The organism is Endozoicomonas sp. ONNA1, from assembly GCF_024606325.1.
Classification (GTDB): Bacteria; Pseudomonadota; Gammaproteobacteria; order Pseudomonadales; family Endozoicomonadaceae; genus Endozoicomonas_A.
In genome coordinates this window covers 1-15,771 of the sequence record NZ_JAHHPN010000175.1, presented here as the reverse complement: position 1 = coordinate 15,771, position 15,771 = coordinate 1, and the positions used below count along the sequence as shown (strand labels likewise).

Annotated in this window: 15 protein-coding genes; 9 read left to right on the top strand and 6 right to left on the bottom strand. The window is 48.4% G+C overall.

Features of this window, described 5'->3' with window-relative positions; translation table 11 throughout:
* The coding region (locus KDK19_RS04175) for a hypothetical protein (RefSeq protein ID WP_257253934.1) at positions 1-252 on the top strand (252 nt) is incomplete at its 5' end.
* A 189-nt stretch (positions 253-441) separates the two neighbouring features.
* On the opposite strand, the gene folK is transcribed toward KDK19_RS04175, so the two are convergent.
* The 3 genes from folK to KDK19_RS04160 form a co-directional block, all read right to left on the bottom strand.
* Positions 442-939: a 2-amino-4-hydroxy-6-hydroxymethyldihydropteridine diphosphokinase gene (gene folK, locus KDK19_RS04170; protein WP_257253935.1), complete on the bottom strand. Its 498-nt coding sequence runs from the start codon at positions 937-939 to the stop codon at positions 442-444.
* Positions 940-959: 20 nt separating this feature from the next.
* Positions 960-2,444, bottom strand: a complete 1,485-nt coding sequence (gene pcnB, locus KDK19_RS04165) for a polynucleotide adenylyltransferase PcnB (protein ID WP_257253937.1) — start codon at positions 2,442-2,444, stop codon at positions 960-962.
* Positions 2,445-2,999: 555 nt separating this feature from the next.
* Positions 3,000-4,181, bottom strand: a complete 1,182-nt coding sequence (locus KDK19_RS04160) for a retropepsin-like aspartic protease (RefSeq protein ID WP_257253938.1) — start codon at positions 4,179-4,181, stop codon at positions 3,000-3,002.
* Between the two features lie 245 nt (positions 4,182-4,426).
* Between KDK19_RS04160 and elbB the strand changes: the two genes are divergently transcribed.
* The gene (gene elbB, locus KDK19_RS04155; protein ID WP_257253939.1) at positions 4,427-5,080 is read left to right on the top strand and encodes an isoprenoid biosynthesis glyoxalase ElbB; all 654 of its coding nucleotides are present in this window, start codon (positions 4,427-4,429) and stop codon (positions 5,078-5,080) included.
* A gap of 193 nt (positions 5,081-5,273) precedes the next feature.
* The gene (locus KDK19_RS04150; protein WP_257253941.1) at positions 5,274-5,966 is read left to right on the top strand and encodes an RING finger domain-containing protein; all 693 of its coding nucleotides are present in this window, start codon (positions 5,274-5,276) and stop codon (positions 5,964-5,966) included.
* A 33-nt stretch (positions 5,967-5,999) separates the two neighbouring features.
* Here the strand turns inward: KDK19_RS04150 and ftnA are convergent, their stop codons facing one another.
* Positions 6,000-6,515: a non-heme ferritin gene (ftnA, locus tag KDK19_RS04145; protein ID WP_257253943.1), complete on the bottom strand. Its 516-nt coding sequence runs from the start codon at positions 6,513-6,515 to the stop codon at positions 6,000-6,002.
* Between the two features lie 107 nt (positions 6,516-6,622).
* On the opposite strand from ftnA, the gene tenA reads away from it, so the two are divergent.
* On the top strand, positions 6,623-7,309 hold the full coding sequence (gene tenA / locus KDK19_RS04140) for a thiaminase II (RefSeq protein ID WP_257253944.1): 687 nt from the start codon (positions 6,623-6,625) through the stop codon (positions 7,307-7,309).
* 606 nt (positions 7,310-7,915) lie between these two features.
* Positions 7,916-9,046 (top strand): porin, encoded by a 1,131-nt coding sequence (locus KDK19_RS04135; protein ID WP_257253947.1) that lies wholly within the window; start codon positions 7,916-7,918, stop codon positions 9,044-9,046.
* Between the two features lie 151 nt (positions 9,047-9,197).
* Here the strand turns inward: KDK19_RS04135 and cyaY are convergent, their stop codons facing one another.
* The gene (cyaY, locus tag KDK19_RS04130) at positions 9,198-9,521 is read right to left on the bottom strand and encodes an iron donor protein CyaY (protein WP_257253949.1); all 324 of its coding nucleotides are present in this window, start codon (positions 9,519-9,521) and stop codon (positions 9,198-9,200) included.
* A 166-nt stretch (positions 9,522-9,687) separates the two neighbouring features.
* Here cyaY and KDK19_RS24285 point away from each other — a divergent pair, with 166 nt between their 5' ends.
* The 4 genes from KDK19_RS24285 to KDK19_RS04115 all read left to right on the top strand — a co-directional run bounded on the left by KDK19_RS24285 (position 9,688) and on the right by KDK19_RS04115 (position 12,783).
* Positions 9,688-9,810 (top strand): lipoprotein, encoded by a 123-nt coding sequence (locus KDK19_RS24285; RefSeq protein WP_306670875.1) that lies wholly within the window; start codon positions 9,688-9,690, stop codon positions 9,808-9,810.
* A 123-nt stretch (positions 9,811-9,933) separates the two neighbouring features.
* Positions 9,934-11,202 (top strand): diaminopimelate decarboxylase, encoded by a 1,269-nt coding sequence (gene lysA, locus KDK19_RS04125; RefSeq protein ID WP_257253951.1) that lies wholly within the window; start codon positions 9,934-9,936, stop codon positions 11,200-11,202.
* Positions 11,203-11,212: 10 nt separating this feature from the next.
* Positions 11,213-12,043 carry a diaminopimelate epimerase gene (dapF, locus tag KDK19_RS04120; RefSeq protein ID WP_257253954.1) on the top strand — a complete coding sequence of 277 codons (831 nt, stop codon included), beginning with the start codon at positions 11,213-11,215 and terminating at the stop codon, positions 12,041-12,043.
* The gene (locus KDK19_RS04115) at positions 12,040-12,783 is read left to right on the top strand and encodes a DUF484 family protein (protein WP_257253956.1); all 744 of its coding nucleotides are present in this window, start codon (positions 12,040-12,042) and stop codon (positions 12,781-12,783) included. Before dapF ends, KDK19_RS04115 begins: the two co-directional genes overlap by 4 nt.
* A gap of 39 nt (positions 12,784-12,822) precedes the next feature.
* Here KDK19_RS04115 and KDK19_RS04110 read toward each other — a convergent pair.
* A partial coding sequence (locus tag KDK19_RS04110) for a CHY zinc finger protein (RefSeq protein WP_257291386.1) occupies positions 12,823-15,771 on the bottom strand: 2,949 nt, incomplete at its 5' end.

Sequence of the window (15,771 nt, the reverse complement as noted above, 5' to 3'; positions counted from 1 at the left end):
CACTCCACTATGCTCCAACCCTTATTCAGGGATATCTGTAAAAGTGGTTGCCGTTGTCAGTTCGCTTTTCAAAAGCTATTGGAACCCCACACCAGGCAACGTAACTGTGACGTAACCATGATCGGGGAGGACGGCCAGCGGCGTCTATGCGGAACGGTCTCCAAGAATGCTCAAGCTATGTCGAATCACAAAAGAATACATCAAAAACGCAAGTTTCCTGATGTGGATCAGGATGATGACCTCAGTCCTTAATCTGACAACCGCTCCTCTGTAGGAGACAATTTCGTAACGAATCTTGATATAAAAAAAAGAGTGGGTACTCGCCAGCAGGTATAACCGCAAGCTTATCAACCCAAGCTGAATGATTCCCGCCTTTGAGGCTGTCGCAAAAGTGCTGCGCCTCGCTACTTTTGCGACACCCTCTTTACGTCCGGGGAGAAGTCAAAACCAGGGGTAGTGAGTTGCCATTACTTCAATACCATCAGTTCCGACTTCCGCTAGCAGTGTGGCTGCTTTGCGGCCATCAGGAAGGGTGAGTTCAGGGTCTATATCCAGTATTGGACAGAGTACAAAGTTCCTCACATGCATCTGATAGTGGGGCACAGTCAGACGTTCGGACTCAATGATGTTATCACCGTAAAGGATTATATCGAGGTCAAGCGTTCTGGGCCCCCAGCGCACGGTTCTGACCCTGCCGTGGTCATTTTCAATGGCTTGCATGATGTCCAGTAATGCCAGCGGTGCGAGTCTGGTTTCAATCCGGACGGCAGCGTTGCAATAGTCAGGCTGCCCTTTAGGGCCGACCGGATCACTGATGTAGAGCTTTGAACAGCCTGATACTTCAACTTCGGGCAATGAATCAATGTCGTCCACAGCTCTTTGCAATTGCAGGCCGGGATTTTCCAGATTGCTGCCCAGGGCTATATAGGCGGTGGTCATAATTGTTCAGCTACAGTGGTTCATTTTGGTTTGTTCAGGACCGGTGGACGCTTGCGTGGGCGGCGTCTTCTTCGTTTCTGACCGCCTTTGCCATCGGGATGGGAGCGAAGGTCGTGAATCATGCTGCTTCTATCCTGATCCGAAGAGTCCTGGATATCAGTCCACCACTGCCCTGCATCGTTCAGTTCTTCACCGGCGGCTTCCCTGAGTACCAGAAAATCATAGGCAGCCCTGAATTTAGGGTGTTCCATCAAGGTTTCAATGGCCTTGGGCTGACGGCGTTCCAGTCGGTACTGCATTTCCCATATATCCCGAACTACCATGGTGAAACGTTTAGGAATCGCAGTATGAGCACACTGATTATCCAGCACGACCATGGCTGCCTGTTGCAGGGCGGGTGTGGGAGGCACGCCCTGATCGCGGAGATCCCCGGCCAGTCTCTGCAGCGGAGCCCAGAGGAAGGCAGCAAACAAGAAGGCGGGGGTGACAGGCTTGCCTCGGGTAATCCGTGAATCGGTACTTTCCAGTGCCCTGATAATCAGTGCTTCAGCTAATTCATCCTGAGCTTCAAGACTGTGATGTGTTGCCGGGAACAGGTACTGAAGCAGACTAAACTCACGCATGAGGTGGAAAGTTCTTACTCCTTTGCCCGACTGCAGTAGTTTTAGCACTTCGTCAAACAGTCTGGCCGATGGAATGTCACTCAACAGATGACCAAGGTCATAGATGGGGTCTGCTGTTGCGGGATCCATATCAAAATCCAGCTTGGCCACAAAGCGCAGGGCTCGCATCATTCGAACCGGATCTTCGTGGTATCGTTTAACCGGATCGCCAATCAACTTTAAAGTGTTATTTTCAAGGTCCTGAACACCACCGCAATAATCTATGACGGAGTAGTCACGGACGTCATAATAGAGTGCGTTGACGGTAAAGTCTCGACGAATAGCGTCGTCTTTTATAGAGCCGTAAACGTTGTCTCTCAGAATCCGTCCGGAATCGGAGTGATCGGACTTGTCCCTGCTGTGGTTGTCATTGCGGGCTTCATCATGACTGGCTCTGAAAGTGGCCACCTCAATCATTTCGCGACCAAACAGAATGTGCACCAGCTTGAATCTGCGACCGATGATCCGGGAGTTACGGAAAAGTCTGCGAACCTGTTCAGGCGTTGCATTGGTGGCAACGTCGAAATCTTTAGGGTGAAGACCCAGGTAAAGGTCACGGATGCAGCCGCCTACCAGGTAAGCTTCGTAGCCATTAGTGTTCAGCCGGTGAAGGACTTTCAGGGCATTCTCACTGATTTCCCGCCGTGAAATAGGGTGATTTTCACGAGGAGTGCGAGTCTGGTCTCTATAGTAGAAGTCATCAGGCTCCCGGGTAGAGTCGGGATCAGGAAGCTGCGATTCAGAGGGTGCCGGGTCTTTTTCTGAGGATGACCTAAGCCAGAAGTAATAAGCAGCAAGCGAGATGCCCAGCACCACTAACACTATAATAATGATGCCTGTCATGATGAGTTTTGCATGAAATCTTTGTTGGTTAGTCAGTAATATCGTCGCGGTGGATCAGATGGACTGCTCCGGTCTGGCGTACATCATAGCATCCCAGTGGGTAGGGTTGACACTGGTTTATAGTCCCAAGGAATTCATCTCGGCACACCGTACAGTTCGTACAGTTGTTCGATAGAAAAGAAAAAAAGGGGGAGGTCAAACCTCCCCCTCTGCTGGCGGATAATTATTATCTTTATTGTGTCGCCTGAGATGTAAACGGATAATTTTGCTGGCTACCTTTTCCATGGAAAACCCGGAGGGCATACTGCAAAATAATCAACTTACCTATGCTCTTGTTATTATTATGTAGGCCGCGCTTATTATTTTTATTATGTGAGCTTATTATTATTGTTTTGTCAGTGTTACGCATATGCTGTGCCAGTTTGCTTAACTTATTGAATTTTAATGATAATTAAACTTTCCGGTGGCGTTAGGGTGACGAAAAGGTTACGAAATTTTGTTACCTTGGCAGAAAATAAGTACTAATGCGTAACAGGTAAGGGTAACACTCTGGTGTCAGCGGGGTGTCAGAATCAGATGGTTGCGGTCCTGATCGATCTGGAAATGGAACTGGCCCAGAACATTCATGCCCAGCAGTCCTTCTGCAAAGGCATAGCCCAAGTCTAATCCCGCCACTTCCAAGTCTTTGATAACGTATTGACCGAGATGTAACTCTTTCACCCGATAGATAGGGGCAAAGGCAATCCCACTGGCTGTTTTCAACTCGGTATGACCCACCCGGTAGGCCATTTTCTTACGTTTAAGCTCTTTCAATAAAGCATCGGGCAAAGTTGTCAAACTGGCTCCGGTATCAATCAGCAGTCGCGACTGGCTTTTATTCTGAGTCAGAGCGGCCACAATGTAGTGATTGCCTTCGGCAATAAGAGGAATGGCTGAGGCAGGCATCTCCTCGGGTTCTTCCTGAACAGGGGGTAACAGGTCAGACAGTTGCCGGGAAGCCTGTCGACCAAACTCTTCGTCGGTCTGCAACAACTCCAGCTCGCGAATGGCATGGTCAGAATCGTCTGTGGACAAGTAACCTTGAGCCAGTGCAAACCGGTAAAAAGCGCGATCAGGTTCCATTGTTGCCAGTTTCTGGAAGAGGGGCAGGGTTTCATGGAGTTGTTGGTTTGTCTGCCTGTTATCATAAACAAGCCGGCTGAGTTCGTGGATTCTGGTGGCCATATTCCTCAGCTTATCAGGATCGCTGGTGAATGATTGAGCGTTGATCAGCACCTCAATGGCTTTCTCCAGCTCATACTGAGCAGTGTAGAGTTCTGACAGCTTATGCAGCAGAGCCGGGTTCTGATAATAGTGTTGGGTAAAACGTTCCAGTGCAGCAATGCTGTATTCCCTGTGCTCAGACCATTCATCTGTTTTTTGCATCAGGACTGTCACCAGCCGTTCGCTGAGGTCTGAATTCAGTCGCTCCTGCCGTTGAAAAATAATCAGAGCGTCATCGTATCTGAGGTCTTCCAGAGCCTGCTCAAAATCAATGATTTCCTGAGGTATGTCGAGCGGTTCCAGCGTATTGCTGGAATCCCCAAGAGGTAGCCAATTTCGGTAGTTCAGAACTTCAAACGAAGCCTTTTCACTCTTATTATCGAGCATTTCATGCCACCACCAACCGGTAATCAGGCCTGTGGTAAACATCATTATGGACAATGTCAAAAGTCTCAGAGCCAGAAGCTTTTTCAATAGGACAGGGACTCCATTCAAGCATTTTTGCTTCAGTCTAGCTCGACTAGAACGGCGTCGTCGACGTTATCTGTTTCAGTCTATCGGTTAATTTTGAAAATAATTTCACCTTCTCTTTCAGCCCACTATATTATTGGAATGTTTTTTTCGCTTTTGGCTGATGATTTTCAGAGTCAGTTGGTCATCTAAAAGCAGCAATCTTTAGTCTGCCTCTCTGTCGTGACGGTAATAAATGGGGACTATCTATGAGTAAGAAAGTAGCGGTTATTCTTTCCGGGTCAGGTGTGTTTGACGGCAGCGAAATCCAGGAAGCCGTTCTAACCCTGCTCAGTCTTGATCGCCGTGGAGCCAGCTACCAGTGCTTTGCACCCGATGTTGCTCAGCACCACGTCATTAATCATGTAACGGGCGATGAAATGGACGAGGGACGAAATGTACTGGTGGAAGCAGCCAGGATTGCGCGGGGTGAGATCAGGCCCCTGGGAGAACTCGGGGCTGAAGACTTTGATGCCCTGATTTTGCCCGGCGGTTTTGGGGCAGCAAAAAATTTATCGGATTTTGCTTTCAGTGGCAGCGAACTCAAGGTTCAGAGTGACGTCAGCACGGCAGCCAGGTCTTTCGCAGAAGCCGGTAAACCTGTTGGGCTGATGTGTATTGCCCCTGCTATTGCCGGTCGTATATACGGTGAGGGCGTTCTGGCCACCATTGGCAATGATGCTGAAACGGCTGCGGCACTGGAGCAGACGGGTGTCAGACATGTAGAGTGTGCTGTGGATGATATTGTGGTGGATGAGCAGCGCAAACTGGTGACCACTCCAGCCTATATGATTGCCAGACGCATCAGCGAAGCTGCTGAAGGGATCGATAAGCTGGTTGATCGGGTTCTGTTTATGGCCTGATTTCTCGAAGCTTTGCCGTCCCTTGTCTGGGATGGCAAGGCTGCTGTGGCAGGAGGTATTTTAATTTCGCGTAAAGCATCGCCCGGTCGGGTCATGCTGTGCAGAGCGATAAAAACGATCAGTCTGATGGACTGATAATTCAGAGAGCGCCCGCAGCTGCATCGTGCTGATTTTTTTGATATGAATAATGAATATGCCTCATCTACGCAAATTAGTGATATTTATCTTACTAATATTTTGTGCTGCTTCTTACGGATCTCAAGTTAATACTTATGATGAGTGTATAAGTTCCAACCATACTGCTTCCTGTGAAGATTACGAACAGAGTTTTTCCAGTGGCCTGTCGAATTTATTAACCGCTTTCTCGTTATATTATGATGAATATGTAAGTTCCGACCATGCTACGTCATATGAAGATTACGTACAGTTTTTTTACACTGGCCTGTTCGATTTATTGGCCTATCTGTCGTTATATTATGATGAATACAGGCTGCGATTACGAGTATCTGAAATAGCAACTGTTGCTTTAATAAATTTCTATAGATCTAAATCCGGCAATGCTCATAATGCTAAACGTATTGCTATTTTTTCAATGGGCTTGATGTTAAGTTTTTTATATAATATTGCATGTGACGTAAGCGTATATTTTAAGAGTGATGAAAGCTCATTGCTGGCCATTTCCAGACTCATTGCTAAAAGAACAGAGCACAAATTGTTTATAGAAGCTGCCGACTACTTGGCAGGGCAGATCTTTACAGGATTATGCCTTATCTGTTTAGAACCCTTGAAAAACCCTGCACTTGCAGCCTGTGCAAAACATTTTTATTGCCAGGCATGCCTTGATGAATGGGCAAAGCAATCACCTTTGTGTCCTGTATGCCAGTAGTAACCCTGCCTTCCCTGACAGGGGTGTAGACTGTCAGGCGGCCGTAACAGGAGGCATGGCAGCTACCAGTTTCAACACTTCATTGTCGATGTAGTAAAGGCCCTTGCCTTCAAAGCCAATCATATCGATTTTATCCAGAATGCCTTTGAACAGTTTCTCTTCCTCGTGCTGCTCGGATACATACCACTGCAGAAAGTTGAAGGTACTATAGTCCTTTTCAGTAAAAGCGGTGTGTGCCAGCTCGTTGATACAACGGGTCACTTCGCACTCGTGCTCGTAGGTTCGCTGGAAGATATCTCTTACCGATTCATACTGGTGGGGTGGTGCATTGATTGCACCGATGATAGCCATAGCGCCTGTCTCATTCACGTAGTCAAAGAGCTTTTGCATATGCTCCATCTCTTCCCGGGCATGGCGGCGCAGAAACTCGTTGCAGCCATCAAGCCCCTGGGCTTCGCACCAGGAAGCCATTTGCAGATAAAGGTTGGAGGAGTAAAACTCCAGATTGATCTGATCGTTGAGTTTGTCGATCATGGTTTGAGTCAGCATGGATCTAACCTGTTCGTGCCAAAAGGTGAAGTATAACGGCTTGGTGCTCTACTTGAACATTCAGGTTATGATTTCGCCTTTTCTCAATACCTTTTGTGGACTTAATCATGACCTCTCGGTTGGATCATCCCGATACGCTTTACTGCCAAATGAAAACAGCCTGTGCTGATGATTGGCACCGTTATTGTCATCACGAGTTTGTTCAGGGCATTGCTGACGGGACCCTGCCTCTGGAGAGTTTCAAGCACTATTTGCAGCAGGACTATCTGTTTCTGATTCACTTTGCCAGAGCTTATGCCCTGGCGGTCTACAAGGCCGACAATCTTGAGGATATGAAAGCGGCTTCTGACTCCGTGGCCGGGATTCTTTCAGAGATGAATCTTCATCTGGAGTATTGCGCTGAGTGGGGAATGACTGAGCAGGATGTGGTCAGTCAGCCAGAAGCCAGGGCTAATATGGCCTATACCCGCTATGTGCTTGAGCGAGGAATGGCAGGCGATATTCTGGATCTCCAGACAGCCCTCTCGCCCTGTGCGGTGGGCTATGCAGAGATTGGTCTGAGACTGATCAATGATCCGGCAACGAAAAGAGAAGGTAACCCCTATTGGAAATGGATCCAGACCTATGGGGGTGAGGAGTTTGTGCAGGGGGCTGTCAGACAGGTTGAAGCGATTGAAAAGCTGGCCGACAGTCGGTTTTCTGATGGGCGAATGGACTCTCTCTATCGTACTTTCAGGGAAGCTACCCGTCTGGAAATTGGCTTCTGGGATATGGGGCTGAATCAGACTTTTTAATGCCGAATCAGAGTGAGCTGAAGACAGCTTGCTCTGATCAGAATAAATACTCTCTTTCTAAAGAGTTCTTCCTACTGATCTGCTGCTTCTGAAGCAATGACGACCTATCTGCTTATCCCGCCCTGTGGCCTTTCGTGGTTTGAATACTGATCTACGTAATATTCTTTTCGATCCATGCTAATCGTCCCTCATTTTACTAAAAACATAAGATTTGTCGTTTATTTGTGTCTTTTAAGGGTTCTTGATGCCACAGAATTGGGTATCTCTTTTACCAATTTTTACCAGGTTTATAAAAAATTTACGCAAATAAGTTGCGTTCAATGGTTTCGTCAAAGGGAGGTTGCAGGGAGTTCAATAGGTAGCTTCATCTATTTTGTTGTCGTATGCGAGAGTATTTGACCGCAGCTGTATAGGTATAAATATCAAGCAATATCGAATATTGAATGGGGATATCAGTTTTAGTGATGTGATGATCGTCCCGGAACTTATAAGAATCCGCATATAACTGCTCGGTCATAGAATCACTTTTAATAATTCGTGATCACATATAAAAAGCAGAAAAAAGATCCAAACAACACAACACATTGAGTTAGGAGTCTAGTGACCATGCAGAAGAAACTGCTTGCCACTTTAGTAGCTTCCCTTGTTGCCGGTCAGGCAATGGCCCTGGAAGTTTATAACGATGACGTTAACAGCCTGAGCATCGGCGGTAAGATCGGCGCTAAAACCATGAAGAGCAATGGTTCCGATGCTGAGATGAAAGATGCCAGCCCGCGTATCAACTTCAAGTACGCTCACAAGTTTTCCAGCGGCTGGACCGGTTCCGCTGTTGCTGAGTGGGGCTTCTACGCTGTTGACGGTGATCAGGACGACCAGTTCTTCAACCGTCTGGGTAACGTTGGCCTGAGCCACGACACCTACGGCGCCTTCACTGCGGGTAAAGCATGGTCCGTAACCTCTGACGTATCTGGCTGGACTGACCAGTTCGCCATCGGCGGTGGTAATGCTATGGGTGTTTACAGCGGTCGTACTGGTCTGGCAACTGATGCCGATGCTGGACATGACAATGGTGACACCGATGGTACTGCTCGTGCTGACGATGTAATCCAGTACCGCAACAGCTTTGGTGGTCTGAATGTTGGTATCCAGTACCAGTTGAAAGGTACCGGTGGTAAGACTCTGACTGGTGAATCCGGAACTCGTGACTCAAGCTATGGTGTTGCTCTGAGCTACGACCTGCCGATGGGTCTGTCTCTGGGTGCTACCTACAACGAAACCAAGTACGCTAACGTAGTAGATAATGTTCCTCCGACTCTTCCAACTAACACACCAGATTACAGTGGTTCTGACAAGTCTACCTCTGCTACCGTTGGTGCCAAGTACGAAAACGAAGCTCTCTACCTGGCAGCTACCTACGGTCAGTTCGAAAACAAGACGGCTGTAGTTAAAGGCACTCTGGACAAAGAATCTACCGGTATCGAACTGTACGGTAAGCTGGCCCTGCCTCAGGTTGTTGAAGGTTTCTACCTGCAGTCTGGTTTCAACCAGCTGACTGCTGACGACACCTACACTGGTGACAAGACTGACGCTCAGTTCTCTGATTACATGGTGGGCGCCATCTATGAAACTGGCCCAATGCAGTTCGCTTTCGAATACACCCGTGGCGAGAAAGTTGCTGCTGATGGCAGTAAAGATCTGGACGACACCTACGCTGTACAGGCTCTGTACTACTTCTAATCCACAGAAGCAGTCAGCTTGACACTACGCAGTATTTGAGGAGGCGTATTCGGCTTCCTCAGACGCTGTCAAAAAAGGCGAAGCCCTATCCGGGTTTCGCCTTTTTGTTTTTCAGAAAACCTGAATCAGGAAGCTAAAGCTTCCCCAAAACTCAGACAGAAAGCTCTACCGCCTCCCCATACTGCTCACTCAGACAGCGATTCAATACCTGCATAAACTCTTCACCGTTGCTGTCAGCAAGCCACTGCCCTTTGTCTTCATCGTAATCAAAGTGAAAGCCGCCACCTTTTGCGGCCAGCCATAATTGCAGCACGGGTGTCTGCCGACTCAGAATGACTTTGGAGTTATCTTCACAGGTCAGAGTGAGAATGCCTGCGGCGGTTTCATAATCAATATCCAGCTCTGCCTCTTCTATGGCGTCTTCAAGGGCGACCATCAGGTCGTCCAGGAGGTCATGGTACTCACTTTCGTTCATCAGTGTATCCGTCAGTTAGGGCTATCGCCGCAGTTTGATGCAGATTATACTCAGCGGTTGATCATTGCTGAAACAGCCATTTCAAAGAATGGCTGTTCTGTGGTGAGTGACTATCCACACAGCCCTGAGCGAATCGGCTCATGGTAAAAAGTACAAGGAGCCTTTCATGAGAGCCCTCATTGCCCTCATGTTCACCACTCTTCTGCTTGCCGGGTGCGGTCAGAAGGGAGATTTGTATCTTCCAAAGGATGGTGACACCCAGCAGTTGACACATAGCGGGTCAGAGTAATCAGTCTCCGGGGAGAGACAGACGACCGAAGCGCAGAGATGCCCCAAGCGCATAGATGCCTTAAGCCCATAAAAGTAGAATAATGCTCCCCAGAAATTTCATGATAGAGAGTAAGACAGTCTGATGGATTGGTTTCCCAGTCGTGACGGTGAGCTTTACGCTGAACAGGTTCCCGTGACTCGAATTGCCGAACAGTTTGGTACCCCAGCCTACATTTATTCCCGCAAAGGGTTTGAAGAAGGTTTTAAAGCCTATAAACAGGCGCTGGAGGGTTGGCCTCACCTGATTTGTTATGCCGTTAAAGCGAATAGCAATCTGGCGGTTCTGAATGTTCTGGCAAAACTGGGGGCAGGTTTTGACATCGTGTCTGTCGGTGAACTGGAGCGGGTCATGGCCGCCGGTGGTGAAGCCTCCAAAGTGGTGTTCTCCGGTGTCGGCAAACAGCGTCACGAAATCAGAAGGGCTCTGGAGCTGGGGATTCACTGCTTTAATATTGAGTCAGAAACAGAGCTGGAAAGAATCCAGCAAGAAGCCAAGGCCATGGGCAAAGTGGCCGCTGTTTCTGTCCGGGTGAATCCGGATGTTGATGCCCGAACCCACCCTTATATTTCTACGGGTCTGAAAGACAACAAATTCGGTATTGATATCAAGGCTGCGCCTGCCGTCTACCAGCGGGCGGCTGAGCTGCCGAATATTGAAGTGGTAGGCGTGGATTGTCATATCGGCTCTCAGCTGACGACCAAAGAACCGTTTATTGATGCTCTGGACCGTCTATTGCTGCTGGTTGACCAGCTTCGTGAGATGGATATTATCCTCAAACATCTGGATATTGGCGGTGGCTTGGGTATTTCCTATGAAGAGCACGAGCAGCCACCCACACCTTCAGAATACCTGAGTCAGGTGAGAGAGCATCTGGCCGCCAATGAGCACCACAAGCATCTGAAAATTGTGGTTGAGCCCGGACGATCGATTGCCGCACAGGCCGGAATGTTGGTCACCGGGATTGAGCTGATCAAACAATCTGACCACAAGGCCTTCACCGTGGTAGATGCGGCCATGAATGATCTGCTGCGCCCCTCTATCTATAGCGCCTGGCATGGTATTGAGCCGGTTGTCAGTAACAACGAGAGAGAGGAACTCCTGTGCGATGTGGTCGGTCCAATCTGTGAGACCGGAGATTTTCTGGGTAAAGACAGAAAGCTGAGAGTGGCTGAAGGCGATTTACTGGCGGTCCGCTCTGCCGGTGCCTATGGCTTTGGAATGAGTTCCAATTATAATTCCCGCTGTCGCCCTGCTGAAATAATGGTCGATGGTGATCAGGTATATCTGGTTCGTCGCCGGGAAAAACTGGCTGCCCAGTGGGCTGACGAAATACTGCTACCAGAGGGATAACTACTGCGCTATGTTGTTGCACTTTACAAAAATGCATGGTTTGGGCAATGACTTTATGGTTGTTGACAGGGTCACCCAGTCTATTCGCATTACCCCGGAAAAAATTCGCAGCCTGTCCGACCGGAATTTTGGCATTGGCTTTGATCAGTTGCTCATGGTTGAGCCGCCCACTGATCCGGATATGGATTTCCGTTATCGGATTTTCAATGCCGATGGCAGTGAGGTGGAGCAGTGTGGTAATGGTGCCCGTTGTTTTGCCCGTTTTGTCAGGGACAAGAAACTGATCGGGCGCGACACCATCAGAGTGCAAACCTCCGGTGGTAATATGGAACTCACCATCGAGGACAATGGTGATGTGACGGTGGACATGGGCGTTCCCGGGCTGGAGCCTCAGCAGATTCCGTTCAAGGCGTCGTCCACACAAACCACCTATGACCTGGATGTAGACGGAGAGAGTCTGACAGTCGGGGCGGTTTCCATGGGCAATCCTCATGCCGTGTGGCAAGTGGACGATATTAATCGGGCACCGGTTGAATCTATGGGCCCCAGGCTTGAAGGTCATAGTCGTTTTCCCAGACGTTGTAATGCCGGTTTTATGCAGGTACTGGATGCCGGAGAGATCAATCTCCGGGTTTATGAGCGGGGTGTGGGTGAAACCCTGGCCTGTGGTTCCGGTGCCTGTGCGGCGGTAGTAGCGGGTCGTTTGCAAGGGTTACTCAATGAAGAGGTTCGGGTTAATCTTCCGGGCGGCACTCTTCAGATTCGTTGGCCGGGAAAAGGTTGCTCGGTTATGATGACCGGGAGTGCTACCCGGGTATTTGAAGGACAAACACGGATATGACAGACTCGTCAACCAGTGATACAGCCCTGAGCAAGAGGAACGCTGGCGTAGCAAACCAGGCCACTTCTATAACGGCGGATCAGGTAATTCGGTACCTGAAAAGCCATCCTGACTTTTTTATGAATCAGGATGAACTGCTGCTGGATCTCAAAATCCCCCATGAAAGAGGGGTAGCGATTTCACTGGTTGAACGTCAGTTACAACTGTTACGGGAGCACAATCTTGAGTTGCGACGCAGGCTTGGCAAACTGGTGGATGTTGCCCGGGATAACGACCGTCTTTTTGAACAAACTCGCAAACTGGTGCTCGGTCTTCTGGAAAGTCAGGATCTTGAGCAGGCGACCGAAACACTCAAGGACGGTCTGGAGCAGGATTTTGAAATCGACTTTCATTCCCTGATTCTGTTTACCCGCCAACCAGCCAATCTTACCATTCGGGAAGAAGATCCCGGGACCGCGGATGAGATTCTGGGGGATCTGCTTTCGGGCTTCAGTGATAGACAATCTTCCGGCCAGAAAGTCATTTGTGGTCGAATGAGAACCCGTGAGCTGGAATTCCTGTTTCCGGAGCACCACGGGGAAATCGGTTCATTAGCCCTGGCACCGTTGAACTTTCCGGACAACGTCGGCATTCTCGCCCTGGGTAGCCGGGATGAAAATCATTTCCGTGCCTCCATGGGTAGCCTGTTCATTGGTTATCTCAGTGACGTCACCAGCCGTGTCGTAAGTCGTCTCATCTGAAGCAGACGCCAGCGCCGTTTATTCAGTCTGGTCAGACGGTTAATCATTGTTTGCAGCTTGCTGAGTGCTGAAAGGTTGTCTGCAGACAGGGCACGTTGTTATTCCGTTATGATACATCGCAATGGCGCATTCTCTATGAACTTTGTGGGAACAGGGCAATATCTGGCAGCCGCTGAAGGCATCTTCCAGGCAGATGCAGCACTCATCATGGCCTGAGTTTAGGCGGCATTTGTGATTGCCATCCAGCCTTTTGTCCAGGCAGACACCGCAAACATCACAGTGAAAGGATTTATCCGCGTGTATTCTACAAACACCGCATTTATCGCAGTGGAACGGTTTTTTTTCCATACTGGTGAAGTGTTTGCATTTTGCGCAGTAATATGTGCACATTTGCTCATCACATCCCGGGCATATCTGGGAGTTTTCTGTAATTTCTCCCTCATATCCACATAGAGAACACTTAAGCCGCATTGCATGAACAGCCCTGACTTCAATTTCACATGAATCCTCGTCTTCGTTATGACACCTTTGGCAGGGGAAATACCCCGGGCAGCAGGCAAAACCCACGTAGCAGAACCTTTGGTAATGTTTGCACACCGGCTTTCGGGATTCTTGCTGCGTTTGCTGTAACTCCTCATTCGACCAGAGTGACTGCTCATCGGATGGGTTGACCTGCACATTGTCGGTGTTCGGCTGATCATTCAACGGGCTTGCCGCCTCATTTTGGATGATCGTCTGCTGCTGGGAAGCACGACGTACTGTGTTATTACCAGGCATCAATGGATTACTGGTTGCTGTCATCTGATGGTATGCTTGATCGGTCTCATCGTACATTGAACGTTGTTGTATAAGCTTATCCTTCGTTATTTGAAGTTCTGCCTCCAAGCGTCTGCTGTCAGATTCGAAACACTCCACGCAGCCCCGTAACCCGTTATTATCTCTCTCTAACTCCTGATTCTTTATAGTTAACTCTTGATTCTCTGCACTTAAATGTTGCTTCTCTATAGTTAATTTTTGATTCTCTGTTATTAACGATTGAACCTGTGCAGTTAGCTCTTTAATTTGCTGCCTTTTTTTGTCTTCTCTTTCCCGGGCGATTTTATCCGGTTCAAATGCTATTCCATCCATGCGGTACTGATTTACAGCATGTTCTAACTTTTCCAAACTACGCTCTAAATTTTGAAGCTCATGGTCTTCGGGGTAGTCGCCTGTATTAAATGTATTTCCCGAAGTCATCAACGGAGGGGTAGTTCGTTCCCGAAAATCCCTCGTCTGTGCAGGTATAGCTGTTTGGGAATAAGGTTGCTCAACTAAAAGGGAACGATTGGTCGAATGTCTATTTAAGAAGTTTGGATTTACCCCCCGCGCTTCCCGGTCAGGTCGGTCTTGTGCCCGTTTGGTTTGATAATCAACATACGGAGGTAATGAAGATAATCGCTTTTGAGAAGAATCATTTGACCGATCAGCAAGGACTCGCTGCTTTGGTTTTGCTCCCTGCTGTAAGTATTTGTCATTGGATGGTTTAAGACTGTCGGAAGAGTCAGAAGCAATGTCGTGGCCATTTAATGGCTGGATGGAATCGGTGTATGCATTTCCATGGCTGGCCATTGTTTTGTTGGAGGTATGACCACTGTTGCTGATTGCAAGCTCTTGCAGCGAAGATTTTTGAAGTAAAGGTTCTTTTGATGAAGAGAAAGGTCGCAGCTGGATGACCAGACTATTTGAAAAGTGTACTAATGCATCGGAAGACGGGTGCTGCACAAATTGTTTTATGATCTCCAGAAAAGTGCCGGGAAATGTAAATGATTGTGAACGAGTCATAATATCACGGCATATGGCCAGGTCAGATATTTTCCCTAACACTTCAATAACAGGTCCAAATGGGTTTGCATAGAGCAGGAACAGTTGAACAAAGTATTCAGTGAAGCAAGACTTCTCAAAGTCTCCTATGGGTGGCTGTGTCCCGGATTGATTGACCTTATGGATTATGTCCTCAACAATCTTATACAAAATCCTCAGGTTGTTATTGCCAGGTTCGGGCATTGCCAGCCCAGCTGGAAGTATCTGTTGATGGGCAGTCGGAATGTCAAAGTCATTCAAGGTCCGTGTTTTATTGCTTGTGGCTTCTATCAGCTGTTTGATAAAACAGTTGCGCGATGAATTTTCTTTGAAAGAACGCTGCAGTTCCAGTGCCGCCTCAAGAGGCGTGACAGAATGACCTCTGTTGTTGGTGCCTGTCGTTTCCAGAAGCTGCAATCGATGAGGCATGTCTAGCTCATCCATTATTTGTCTCAGCAACAAAGCGGCATCGGGATGGTCGCTTTCAATGATCGCTATAAGTTGGTTCGCAAGTTCCTGAAGGTCTTGAGTCGGAGCATTCTTTTCGCTCTCCTCTCCATTGTCGTCTTTTCTCTTATCTCCACCACCCGTGTCTTTATCGCTTTCTCCCGGTGATCTGCTTTCCTGATCTTCAGGTTCAAATTTTTGCTCTTTTTGATGATCGTTATTTTCGTCCTTTGATTCTCTGTCTGGCAGCCTGTCAGAGTGTTCACCATCTTCATTACCCGCTTTTAAGCCACCAGCATGATGTGTCTTCAACGCTGTGCGCTCAAGAAATAGTTTTAAACAGCCAAGCTGCCACTGAAGGTTCTCGCTGAGCGGGCAAGAGCTGGAGGCACGCTGGAAGAGGGTGTTCCAGAAATGAACATCGGTCAGTTGCTCAATACTCAGGAAATCAAGCCAACTAACAGATATAACGGCTTCACTGGAAGAGCCATCGGCATTAACGCGTGTAATCTTCAAACGCGCCGGGGATGGCTGTGCCTCAAACGAGATAGAATCCTTGCCTGCGGACATCAGCCATGTAATGACGGGCTTCAGGACAAGCAGATCGATTTCGAATAATCCTGATGGCCAGCCACCTCTACCTCCCCGGGGTGGAGGGGGAAACGAATAGAAGAAGCCCCCGTTGCCGCCTCCGGGGAAATC

Coding starts and splice junctions, on each gene's coding strand:
- tenA (WP_257253944.1), top strand. CDS start 6,623: ATGACCTCTCGGTTGGATCATCCCGATACGCTTTACTGCCAAATGAAA.
- ftnA (WP_257253943.1), bottom strand. CDS start 6,515: ATGCTGACTCAAACCATGATCGACAAACTCAACGATCAGATCAATCTG.
- cyaY (WP_257253949.1), bottom strand. CDS start 9,521: ATGAACGAAAGTGAGTACCATGACCTCCTGGACGACCTGATGGTCGCC.
- KDK19_RS24285 (WP_306670875.1), top strand. CDS start 9,688: ATGAGAGCCCTCATTGCCCTCATGTTCACCACTCTTCTGCTTGCCGGG.
- KDK19_RS04150 (WP_257253941.1), top strand. CDS start 5,274: ATGCCTCATCTACGCAAATTAGTGATATTTATCTTACTAATATTTTGT.
- lysA (WP_257253951.1), top strand. CDS start 9,934: ATGGATTGGTTTCCCAGTCGTGACGGTGAGCTTTACGCTGAACAGGTT.
- KDK19_RS04135 (WP_257253947.1), top strand. CDS start 7,916: ATGCAGAAGAAACTGCTTGCCACTTTAGTAGCTTCCCTTGTTGCCGGT.
- elbB (WP_257253939.1), top strand. CDS start 4,427: ATGAGTAAGAAAGTAGCGGTTATTCTTTCCGGGTCAGGTGTGTTTGAC.
- folK (WP_257253935.1), bottom strand. CDS start 939: ATGACCACCGCCTATATAGCCCTGGGCAGCAATCTGGAAAATCCCGGC.
- dapF (WP_257253954.1), top strand. CDS start 11,213: ATGTTGTTGCACTTTACAAAAATGCATGGTTTGGGCAATGACTTTATG.
- pcnB (WP_257253937.1), bottom strand. CDS start 2,444: ATGACAGGCATCATTATTATAGTGTTAGTGGTGCTGGGCATCTCGCTT.
- KDK19_RS04115 (WP_257253956.1), top strand. CDS start 12,040: ATGACAGACTCGTCAACCAGTGATACAGCCCTGAGCAAGAGGAACGCT.